This window comes from Flexivirga caeni, from assembly GCF_003724155.1.
In the GTDB taxonomy this organism is placed as follows: domain Bacteria; phylum Actinomycetota; class Actinomycetes; order Actinomycetales; family Dermatophilaceae; genus Flexivirga; species Flexivirga caeni.
Genome location: NZ_RJJQ01000035.1, coordinates 1 through 10,447 on the forward strand (window position 1 = coordinate 1; position 10,447 = coordinate 10,447).

Sequence of the window (10,447 nt, forward strand, 5' to 3'; positions counted from 1 at the left end):
TGCCTAGGCCCTCCTGTTCCCGCGGGAGGGCTTTTGGTCTCGCGACCCCTTGTGCTGGGTATGACACGGGTGTAATTTGCCTGTAGCTCCACCGACCACAGCTTGCTACCCGGCGGGAACCGGAAGCTCGGCCGATGGGCACTCATATAGGTATAGGTCGCCGTCGGGCCTCCATGCATTGGGCGGGCCCGGCGGACGACCGCACACAGAAAGGTGCGGTCATGCGCATCAAGATGAGAGTGGCTGCCGCTCTTGCGACCCTGCTGGTCACAGGAGTAGGAGCCACAGCAGTTGCTCCGAGGGCGTCGGCAACTGCTACTGCGCCGGGGTGTACGGACTACATCTTCGTCGGCGCGAGAGGGTCCGGTGAGCCTGGCTATGACAACGGACAGTGGGTGGCCAACAACGGTGAGCAGCCAGGCACCAACGATGGTATCGGAACGCCGCTCTTTGCAACTTTTTCTGACCTCGAGCCGCAGGTTGAAGCGAACGGTGAGTCGATTGGCGACTATGCGGTTGACTATCCAGCGGTTCCGGTGACGCCAGACGGGCTACTTCTCATTGAGGGGTTTGGGAGCGCTTACCAAGATTCGGTGAACACAGGCGTATTCAACTTCGAATCCGAACTGTCACAACTCCATAATTCTTGCCCCAACTCACTCTTCATAGTTGGTGGTTATTCACAGGGAGCACAGGTTGTCGCGACCGGCCTCGCTGACCTGAGTAACTCCAGCAGCCCGTTACTCGGTTTGATCAGTAGTGTGGTGCTCTACGGCGATCCAGACTTTAACGGTACTGATAGCTCGGCTGATGAAAGCGACTTTGATCCCGGCTACAATGGGATCAACGGCGTCATGCAACAACCGTGGAGCGAAGTATTGCCGGGTATCCCGGTTCATTCCGTTTGCCACAACTATGATCCGATCTGCAACATTCAGACTGAGATTGGCGACACCGGGCAGTATGTACGCAATCCAGCGAGAATCATCGCAGCGAATCCTGGAAACTGGTTTGCTGAGCACGAAAACTATGACACCCGCGATGCGAGCAACGTCGCGAGCGAGATCATAGGTGACGGAGTCTAGCCCGTTCGTTTGCGGGTTATTCCGGGCGATGGGCGCCAGTGCTCCCATCGCCCGGAGTTTCTTTTTCCGGTTGTCTTTCCTCGCTTATTGTTTTACGCTAATGACAGCATGCAGAACCGCACATTCCACATCGGTGTTATCGTTCTCATTAGTCTTCTTTCTGTAAGCGGACTACTTGGCGGTGCGGTATGGGTGAACACTAACTGTCCAGCATTCAGTTGTGGAATAGGGCGATATGACGCCATACAGGCTGCTACGGCGCGGAGTGGCATCGAAACGTGCGGCACAGTTGTCGATAGCTTGAACGTTGGCAAGATCGCTGTGGGAGCCACCATCAATCGATATATCGCATTTTCCAACTTTTCAGGCACATGTGCCTCAATGAAGCTCGCTAAAGCAGGCTACCGTTATGTGGCAAACGGTTACTGGTCGAGTAACGGAAAGTTCTCGATACAGAAGTCAATGGTTGCTAACTTCATCGCAGATAACTGGAGGTATGCGGCGCTTTATCACGGTCACCCTCCGACTGGCGGTGGCGTGGTGATTGATTTTGAACAATCCGAGCTCTAGGAAACCCACTGTTTAGTTGTCAAGGCGCAAGCAGCCGTCGGCTGCGTTCAGGGTGTCGGTGCCAGTCACCGCGTGGAGAACATCCACCATCTCCCCTCCGGCGTCTGTTCGGCGTGGATGTCACCATCGAACTCGGCATCTTGTGCCCATTGCTCGTAGTCGAGCCGGATGTACGGAGCGAGGTGTTGACCGAACTCGTGCGCGATCCGTTGCTCGATGTCCTCTGCATCAAGTACCTGGCGTGCCCAGTCTTCGAGGTTGTCGTATTCGCCAAGGTAGCTGTTCTCGAAGGCGTCGAGCATGCCGTTGTCTGCGTCATGCAGTTGTGCCCAGGCGGCGAACGCTGCGCCGTGCTCCTGGATGCCTCGGGCGACCTTGGCGATGGTACTGAGTTGTTCGTACCCGCCGACTTTGAAGTCCCCGAAGTCGTCGTAGTCGAAGATGGCGTACTCCTCGGCGCCGGGGTCTTCGCTATTGGCAACGATGCGCTGGGCTTCAGCGATGAGTTGCTCGTCGTCGACGGCGGCATCGACCCATTCGCCGGTGAGGGTGCCGTTGTTGTAGTCGGCCAGGCTGCCGATCCACACCCGCGGCCGAAGTTGTGGCTCATGCTCACGAGATGCTTCGTGCTCGGGCTGTTCGCCCGGGTTGTGTTGTGGTTGTTGCTCATTCATGATCACCTCCTTTCGGTTCGGTTGCTATTTGTTGGCGGAGTCGCCCGGTGGTGGACGTTCCCTTGCCTGTCTCGAGCGCTGAATGCGGCGCCTTGCCAGTGAGATGTACTCGGGGTTGAGCTCGATGCCGAGCCAAGCGCGGCCGAGCGTTTCGGCAGCGATAGCAGTGGTGCCAGATCCGATGAAGGGGTCGAGCACAATGCCGGGTTGGCTGTATTCCTCGGCGTGTTCGCAGCGGCAGGTTGGCGCCAGTGGTAGGCGGCGGGCAGCTTGGCCATGGCGATCGAGCCGACGGTTCCACGGTTTGCGGCATTTTCTGCAGCGACTTTCTGGGCATCCGGCTTCGAGCATTCGTATGGCCAGATGCTCGGGGTAGGTGGCGAAGTGGGCACCTCGGTAGCTGGAGACGCTCATTCGCCAGACGTCGCCGGGGTTCTTGCCGAGTGGGTGCCCGACGATGCCGGCTTGGTGCATTGCTTTGAGGCCACCGTCGCTGTCGGTGTTGCTTCCGAGCCAAATTGGACGAGTTGGCGTGGCACTGGCTGGTGGCCGCCGTGATGTCTGTCGATGTTTCGGACGTTTCGATCCTTGCGAGCGGTGCGGTTCTCGGATGGCGTCGAGGGCGAAGTAGTACGACGGCTGGGTGGCGAGCAGGTAGATTGTCTCGTGGGTTGTGGACAGCCGATCACGGACGCTGCTGGGTGTCGGGTTGGTCTTGGCCCAGACGATCTTGTTGCGGCAGATCCAGCCGTCGGCAAGGAGTGCGAGCAGCAGTCGTTCCGGCGCTGCTAGCAAACTCTTGCGCTCGGCGCCTTGGCTGCGGTGGGTTGAGTAGGTGTCGCCGAGGTTCAGCCACAGGGTGCCAGTCGGTACGAGTACGCGACGAATCTCACTGGCGATGGCACGAAGTTGTTCCACCCATTGATCGACGTGCGCTTCGGCACCGAGCTGCCCAGCGACGCCATAGTTGCGTAGCCGGAAGTACGGCGGGCTGGTGACGACGGTATCGATGCTGTCGGATTCAAGCTGTCTCAGCCGTTGGAGCGCGTCGCCGAGGAGGATCTGGTTTCGGATCATGACTGGCCTCCGCTGCGGAGCACGTCGAGCACGTGCTCGTCCGTGACGACGCGGAAGAGCTTGGTCGTCAGTTTCGGGCTGCGTTCGATGCGTTCGCGGAGTTGGGTGGCGCGGCGTTCAGCGTGGTTGCCGTGCATGATCCACAGCACGAGTGGAAACACGCCGTCGGTGGCGGCTTGTTCGGTGCCGGTTGCCCGGTAGGCCTCGTACTGAGCACATTTCTTGTGCAGTGTGGTGAGCGACTCGTTGCCCATGTCGACCTCGATGACCCATCGGTCTTCGAGGACGCCTTCGGCGTCATGGCTGGTGATGATTGCGTCGAGGTCGGGTCGAAGCCAGCAGCGTTCGCCGGCTGAGCCGAGGTAGCGTCGCCAACAGTCGGGTTCGAGGCGGACGATGGTGTCGTCAGTTCCCTCTTCTGCGGCGAGGACACGCACATCGACGTGAGCGTCAGCAACGGCGAGGCAGTGATCGACGAAGCGCTCGGTCGTCGGTGGTGTGTGCACTCGGCTCGTGCCATCGGTGATGATCCGGGCACCGGCCGGGCGTAGCCGCCAGATACGAGCGCTGGCTCCACCGTGGATGCCGCCAACACGTTGCTCGATGGCTTCGATGAGCCCGAGTCGATCGAGTCGAGCCAGGACGCGACGGGTGATGCGCTCGGCGCTGTCGAGGCTGGCGTGGTCGGTGAACACCAGCGCAGTGACATGGTGGGTGCGCAGGTATCGATGGAGACTGATCTGCAGGAGCACTTCCCTGTCCCGGTCCGACAGCGTGGCCGCCACGTTGCGGAGTTGCTTGCTGCCTATGACGAAGCGTCGCTTCGATGCGGTGGGATCCGGAGCAGCAGCGCTGCCCGCGGCCGTCGGTGTTTTCGACTCAAAGGGAGCCGAATATTTCGTTGGCGTAGATCCGGCGCGTGGCGCTCTGGCCTGCGTCGATGGTGGTGCTGCGTTCGCGTCGGGCGGAATAGCGGCCGGAATAGCTGCGCTGGGGGCGTGAACCGGTTTGTCGCCGTCGATTCGTCCAGCGCCGGTGGTGTCGGGCTGTGTCATCGTGATCCTCCTTTCCGGCGTCGCCGCGTCAGATCGTCGTCATTTCGTGTCGTGGCAGAGCCGTTCGGGTGGGCTTCGAGATGTGCCAGCAGCGCTTCGTCGGTGTCAGCGAGTGATTGCCCGTAGCGATCTGCCGATCGTCTGCGCAGCACGTGGGGGGATCGAATCGGCCGGGGGAGCGGCTGGGTCAGGATCGACACCCACGGGGTGGTGCTGCCCTTGGACAAGAGTTGGGCGTATGCCTGATGTGCACCGAGTGCTCGGAAATCTTCTCGTTCGAGCATGCCGCCACCGATGGCTGTCGCCAGGTCACGGGCATCATCGGGTGCAGTTTGGAAGATGAGCTTGGAGCGAGTGTTCGCCATGACGGCGCCGCGTAGTTTGCCCAGTTGGCCAAGTTCCTGATGTGCCAGGGTGAAGCCGACACCGAGGCCACGAGCTTGTGCGAGGGAATCGCCGAGGTCACCGGGGAGCCGGAGATAGTCCTGCACTTCATCGATGTAGATCATGACGGGCTGACGGTCTCTGGCGGGTACGAGGGTGCGCTGGGTGGTGGCATGCCACAGATGCGTCGTCACGACGGAGCCGAGCAGTTGGGCGGCTTCAGCGCCGATACTCCCCTTGCCCAGCGCGACCAGGAGGATGCGCTGCTTGGTGAACACCTCGCCGATATGGAACTTGGGGTGTACTTGGCCGAAGACGCCGCGCAACGCCGGGCGCAGCATCACTTGTCGCAGCTTGTTCAGTAGCGGCTGAATCGCCTGGCTGCGTTGTTCGTCGCTCCAGCTTTCGAAGGTTGCCCAGAACGATCCGAGCCCGAGCGGGTCGGCCGCAGATGGTGCTCCGATGATGCGACGACGGAAGCCCGGATTGGTCAGCAGCATCGGCACCAGCGGCAGCGAGAAATCGCCTGCCCTGGCACCGGTCAGCAATGTGCCGTGCAGAATGTCGTTGGTTCGTGGACCCCAGGAGTCCGCCCATAGTGAATGGCACACCGCCAGGAGTGAGTCGGCGGCGAGTTCCGGGTCGGTACCGATCAGCGGGTTGATGCCAACGGGTGAGGTGTCGCGGGCATCGAGCAGGACAACATCATCGAGCCGGTTGTTCGGTATTCGGGCGAGTAGATCGTCGATCAGGTCACCTTTGGGGTCTATCACGACTGCGCCGCGGCCATCAGCAACGTCGGCGAGCACCATGTGCCCGATGGCGGTCGATTTGCCGGTGCCGTTGACCCCAAGTACGTGGGTATGTGGCAGCGAGTCGGCAATCGATTGAGCCACCAGCCGATGTTCACCAGCTCGGACGCTGGCGGCACTCCAGCCAAATGGCCGACCACTCTTCGGATGCGACGAAACGGCCGGCAGCAGCTTCGGATGCCGTGGTGGTACCGCCGGCAGATCCCGTGTCCCCTCGCTGGCGATCGGCCAGGCCAACAACGACACCAGATCGTCGATGCTGAGCCAGAGCGGCCAAAGGAATGGTGAGCGAACACCGGTCACCGCGCGGACACCCGATCGGCTGACGGCAACATGAACGCCCGGTAGTTCAAGCCCGCGAAATGCCGCTGCCGTATCGGCGACGAGCGTTCGTGCTCGTGCTTCATCGAGGGCACCAGCCGCGACACGGATCGCGCACCCGAACCCATGTTGGCCGTACTTGGCGTTCACCAGTGCCCGGGCGGCACCGTCGACTTCGGGTGCGCGCCGAGGAGAAGTGCGAGCACCGAGGATCACCTGCAGACGTAGCAGCTCGGACTTCCCGGTCGATGCGAAGACCGCGAGCACTGAGCGGGCAACGTCGTCGGTATGACGCTCATCCAGCGGCAGCGTTCGGTTGCGGCTGATCCGGACGTAGCCCGCGATGGAAAGATCGTCGAAGGCGGTTTGCCCTTCTCCGGCGGTAGACACTGTGGTGTCCGGAAGGTGGGTGATGATCGCCTGGCGAATTTTTCCGATCGATGCGCGTGTGGCGCCAACACGCCACCGAATGGCGCCTGCCCGCCCGATTGCCTCCAGCACAATGCGGGGTTGGCCCGGGATGGATCCAAGGGCAAGTAGGCAGGCTCGTGCCGTGTTCGGGTCAACACGAGGAGGAAGCGTGATCTCACACCAGACGAATTCGCGGGTGTGGTTAGTCATCGCCGTGCTCCTGGCGGTCGATCTGTGCCTGAGCTTCGGCTTCCTGCCGAGCCAATTCCATCTGGATCAGCGCTCGGGCCAGGCGTGGTGCATCCGGCCGATCACGCAGGTCACCTCGGATGCTCAAGTGGTGCTCACGTCCGCGACGAGAACGTCCCGAACTCAATCGCTGTGAGTCACGACGCACCTTTCGTGCCTGCGGGCGTCGATTGTTGTTGTTCCTATTTTTGGGCATGGTAAATAGATCCTCCTTTCGAGTTAGATTTCCGGTGGTTCCGCGATGTCTACTTCGTTTCGTGACTGAAACGATTCGCTATCCCCACTATGCGTTTGGCGCGTGAAACGGTCAATAGAATGTGCACATTCCACAACACCGGACGGAACTAGCATTTATGTAGTCAATGTGCGACACAATGCGCCGTGTTTTTCTTGCCGTGCGGGGTACGGTGCGATGCGGCGAATCACCGCACCACGCACGGAAGAACAACGGTCACACAGTCACCAGCCGCGCCAACGGCGGAACGCCAGCCACGCCACGCCGACTACCACCATCACGAAGGCCAGCAGGCAGAGCGGCACCCAAATCGCCTTCAGGATCTCGACCGCGCCCCACAGCGCCATTGCACCGACAAGAACGGCTGCACAGACACCAATCGCTCGATCCAGCAGCCGTCCCGGATTCGACTCGCCTGCCATGGCTACTCGAACCGGTTGCGCCAGGACTGACCAGCAGCCTGGTTCATCTGCTTCTTGGCATCACGCAGCGCGGCAGCCAGCTGATCGTCAGCCCGATGCAGCTCTCGCTGCAATCGTGCTTGTCGGCGGTCCTGCTCGTATTCATGCCACAGGAAGATGCCCAGTGCAGCCACGAGCCAGACGATCCAAACGATCGCGACGGTAGCGACGGCCAGGAACAGAAACTTCACCATCTCTGCTCACCACCCGGATAGTGCTGCGGGTCGTCGCTGCCAGTGGCGGCCGCGGTGCTGGGCATCTCGAATCGACGAAGTTGCTCACGCAATCGGTCGTCACCGTGTGCCAGGTGATCGGCGAACGCCCGCACCTGGGCAGCGCGATACGCCGCATGGGCATCTTCGTCGCCGGTAGTGGTGGTCGTTGAGGCTTCGCTCAGATGCACCACCACCCGAGGACCGCGCCGACGAGTGACTTGACGTACAAGCCGGCACATGCGTTGTGTGCCGTGCTGTGAGACGGCGACGATCCCGCCACCAGCCACGCCTGCCAGCAGGTTCAGCAGTGGCGTGCTCATGAATGGAACGGTGAGCCGAAGTTGCGCTGGATCCCTTGGGCCTTATCGACAAAGCCGACTTCGATGCGCGCAAGCACCGCATCCAAGACCGGATCACCGTTGGCCAGCTGACGGCGGTGGTTATCCAGATCGACCGCCCGCTCCATGATCCGACCAGTCAGAGCGGCTTCGGCATCCACCTTGAGGCCGTGGAACTTGGTCTCACGGATGAGGCCGGCGACAGCACGTGAGTGCTGCCGCTCCTCCTTACTCGGTATCAGGCTGTGGCGGGCATCGGCCCAACGCTCCAGTTCGTTCGACATCTAGTCGACTCCTTCCAAGGCCACTCACCGGTGTCCCAACGATTTGGGACGCGAGTTCCGTCGAGCGGCTTGGTATCCAGCCTTCGTGGTCGGATGTCGTCGAAACCGTGGCCAAACGCGGCACACTTCCGGCATATTTGGCGCATGGGGGCACAATCCACGGCACCGACCTACGGTGCACTGCTGGTTGACCTGAAGCAGGTGCGTCGTCTTGGTGCCGGCAGACTTCGTCGCCAGGAGCTTCCGGCGCTGCGACGAGTTGCCGTTCTCCTTGACTTGTGCGACAACGGCGACAGCGAACCTGCCCCGATCGTTGACGTGCTGCGTCAGGCGGTTGACCAGATGGGCGGTGGTGTCGAGCAAGACGCCACCGAGTACATACTCGGCCTGCCAGATGGTGCAGGACTGTGGACGCTCGGCAGGCGCCGAAGCAAAGCCGCCAGCCTGTTCACCGTCCAGCCAGAGACGTTCCGTAAGAACTATGAGACCGAGTTCTTGGAGCAAGTTGCCGAACACTTGCTCGGGTTACTGCATGACCAGCACCTACGTGTGGCACGGGTCGAGATGGCTGAACGCCGTCACCCTGCCGATTCTCGCCTGGCGGTGCAGTGGGTCGAACGGTTCGAGGCGTACTACCGGATCTGGACACCGGTGTACGCACTTGCCGCTGATCTCGAAGCCGCCCTGGCCACCTACCAAGAAGGACCATCCGAGCACTTGCCGTGGGATCCGGACAGCGAGCAGGAGTACCAGCCGTACTGGCAAGCCCGTGGATACGCCCGCTCAGCCCTCTACGACTACGCCCAATTCCAACTCGAGCTCAAACGCTTCAAGAGCGTGCACGGCGGGCTGTGGTTGGCCTCCGACGCGCAGACCGAACAGGACATTGCCGATGCGGTGTACCGGATCGGGTGGCACAACGACCTCAACGACGAAGACGATTCCTGGCTGCGACGCATGCTTGCCGACACCCGGTACGAGGAACCTGAACAGTTCTGGAACGTCATCCAAGCCTTCCCGCATGGCATCCACATCCACGACCTGTGGCAGCGAATGGTCGAGAAGAGTGCCAGCCTCACGTCAGACGAAGAGAAGCTCCGCAGCCAGGCCTGGTGCACGAGCCGGGCATGCCACGACTACACTCGTATGGTCGACGAGGACTGGACTCGGATCGCGGACTGGTATAAGCCCGCGGCAACACCGCGACGGAATCGAGTAGACGGTGCCCGACTGTATCGCAAATGGCTCGCCCCACCGTGTGCGCATGATGCTTGATGACCCACGCGCCCACGACACGTCATCTTCCGTCACCTACGCTGCTCATGCGCGACGGTTTCTATACACAGGGCACCGTCGTCCTGTCGCTCGAAACCAATCACCCGAGCAGAGGTGACTGAAGTGTCCTTGTCTCGAGAAACTCGGCGGCCTGAGCCCGCGCCCGGGAAGCATAAGACGGGACTTTTCTCCGCAATCGATGGACTCTCCGCATCTCGAAACGGTTCAGCGACCTCACTAGGAACTCGCCGCCGGATCGGGAGGCATCGACCGCGTCACGCAGCATACATCACAACCGCGAAGATAGATCAATTTAGAAGACCGTCCGATTCTGAAAATTTCGCTGGTGCCACCGACCGACGAATACTTCATGGCGTGATCCAAGGCGGAGCATCACCGTGTTTCTCACTCTCCGCAAACTCTCGCCTGTTCTTCGGCAGTGACGTTCGGGCTACGAGATGAATATCAAGCGGCGGCGCCAACTACGCATCGATCAACTCTTTTCTAATAGCGTCGCGCAAGACCTACTGATCCCGTCGTTAGCAGTAGGAAGGACACGTCATTGGGTTGTGAGCATCCGGGCCAAGCAGGTGACGCTTGGGGATTGTCTGATAGCGCCGATTAGTGGCGCAGAATCGATATCGTCAATTTCGCCACGTGAATCTCGTGATCTCGCTGTCGTAGCCAAGGCGTTCGAAAGCACGCTGACAGTGCTGTGGCAGCCCACGCGCTTCAACTATGTGGTTTCAGGTCAGAATGACCGCGGCCTATTGCATATTCATGCATTCCCACGGTATGCTTTTCCTAAGACCGTAGATGGGCGCACATGGGTAGACCACCGATGGCCGAAATTTATCGTCTTCCCGGAGCAGCAGCAAGACTCATCAAGCCAGTTGCACTATCTTCGAGAGGTAATTGGTCGCGCAGCGTTAAAGCACAAAATAATGAAGGAGGTGCGATGAGTACAGAACCAAGTGACAATTTTTATTTAGATGCCCAAC

12 protein-coding genes are annotated in these 10,447 nt (G+C 60.6%); 4 read left to right on the forward strand and 8 right to left on the reverse strand.

The window, feature by feature from the left end:
* Nucleotides 1-221 precede the first annotated feature (221 nt).
* Both EFY87_RS19675 and EFY87_RS20145 read left to right on the forward strand, forming a co-directional pair.
* Nucleotides 222-1,085: a cutinase family protein gene (locus EFY87_RS19675; protein WP_158607731.1), complete on the forward strand. Its 864-nt coding sequence runs from the start codon at nt 222-224 to the stop codon at nt 1,083-1,085.
* A 108-nt stretch (nt 1,086-1,193) separates the two neighbouring features.
* On the forward strand, nt 1,194-1,655 hold the full coding sequence (locus EFY87_RS20145) for a hypothetical protein (protein ID WP_148043430.1): 462 nt from the start codon (nt 1,194-1,196) through the stop codon (nt 1,653-1,655).
* Nucleotides 1,656-1,720: 65 nt separating this feature from the next.
* Here the strand turns inward: EFY87_RS20145 and EFY87_RS19680 are convergent, their stop codons facing one another.
* The 4 genes from EFY87_RS19680 to EFY87_RS19695 all read right to left on the reverse strand — a co-directional run bounded on the left by EFY87_RS19680 (nt 1,721) and on the right by EFY87_RS19695 (nt 6,479).
* Nucleotides 1,721-2,329 (reverse strand): antirestriction protein ArdA, encoded by a 609-nt coding sequence (locus EFY87_RS19680; RefSeq protein ID WP_123273191.1) that lies wholly within the window; start codon nt 2,327-2,329, stop codon nt 1,721-1,723.
* 24 nt (nt 2,330-2,353) lie between these two features.
* Entirely contained in the window at nt 2,354-3,406 is a 1,053-nt protein-coding gene (locus EFY87_RS19685) for a DNA-methyltransferase (RefSeq protein ID WP_123273192.1), read from the reverse strand.
* On the reverse strand, nt 3,403-4,191 hold the full coding sequence (locus tag EFY87_RS19690; protein WP_158607732.1) for a replication-relaxation family protein: 789 nt from the start codon (nt 4,189-4,191) through the stop codon (nt 3,403-3,405). Before EFY87_RS19690 ends, EFY87_RS19685 begins: the two co-directional genes overlap by 4 nt.
* A gap of 266 nt (nt 4,192-4,457) precedes the next feature.
* Nucleotides 4,458-6,479: a type IV secretory system conjugative DNA transfer family protein gene (locus EFY87_RS19695; protein WP_123273194.1), complete on the reverse strand. Its 2,022-nt coding sequence runs from the start codon at nt 6,477-6,479 to the stop codon at nt 4,458-4,460.
* Nucleotides 6,480-6,558: 79 nt separating this feature from the next.
* On the opposite strand from EFY87_RS19695, the gene EFY87_RS19700 reads away from it, so the two are divergent.
* The gene (locus tag EFY87_RS19700; RefSeq protein ID WP_148043432.1) at nt 6,559-6,774 is read left to right on the forward strand and encodes a hypothetical protein; all 216 of its coding nucleotides are present in this window, start codon (nt 6,559-6,561) and stop codon (nt 6,772-6,774) included.
* 323 nt (nt 6,775-7,097) lie between these two features.
* On the opposite strand, the gene EFY87_RS19705 is transcribed toward EFY87_RS19700, so the two are convergent.
* From EFY87_RS19705 to EFY87_RS19720, 4 genes are read right to left on the reverse strand one after another with little or no spacing between them, the layout of a single operon-like run.
* Entirely contained in the window at nt 7,098-7,295 is a 198-nt protein-coding gene (locus EFY87_RS19705; protein WP_123273196.1) for a hypothetical protein, read from the reverse strand.
* 2 nt (nt 7,296-7,297) lie between these two features.
* Nucleotides 7,298-7,528, reverse strand: coding sequence for a hypothetical protein (locus tag EFY87_RS19710; protein ID WP_123273197.1), 231 nt, complete (start codon nt 7,526-7,528; stop codon nt 7,298-7,300).
* Nucleotides 7,522-7,869, reverse strand: a complete 348-nt coding sequence (locus EFY87_RS19715; protein ID WP_123273198.1) for a hypothetical protein — start codon at nt 7,867-7,869, stop codon at nt 7,522-7,524. The genes EFY87_RS19710 and EFY87_RS19715 overlap by 7 nt, the downstream gene beginning before the upstream one ends.
* Nucleotides 7,866-8,171, reverse strand: coding sequence for a hypothetical protein (locus EFY87_RS19720; protein WP_123273199.1), 306 nt, complete (start codon nt 8,169-8,171; stop codon nt 7,866-7,868). The genes EFY87_RS19715 and EFY87_RS19720 overlap by 4 nt, the downstream gene beginning before the upstream one ends.
* Nucleotides 8,172-8,315: 144 nt before the next feature.
* Between EFY87_RS19720 and EFY87_RS19725 the strand changes: the two genes are divergently transcribed.
* Nucleotides 8,316-9,446, forward strand: a complete 1,131-nt coding sequence (locus tag EFY87_RS19725; RefSeq protein WP_123273200.1) for a hypothetical protein — start codon at nt 8,316-8,318, stop codon at nt 9,444-9,446.
* Nucleotides 9,447-10,447 lie beyond the last annotated feature (1,001 nt).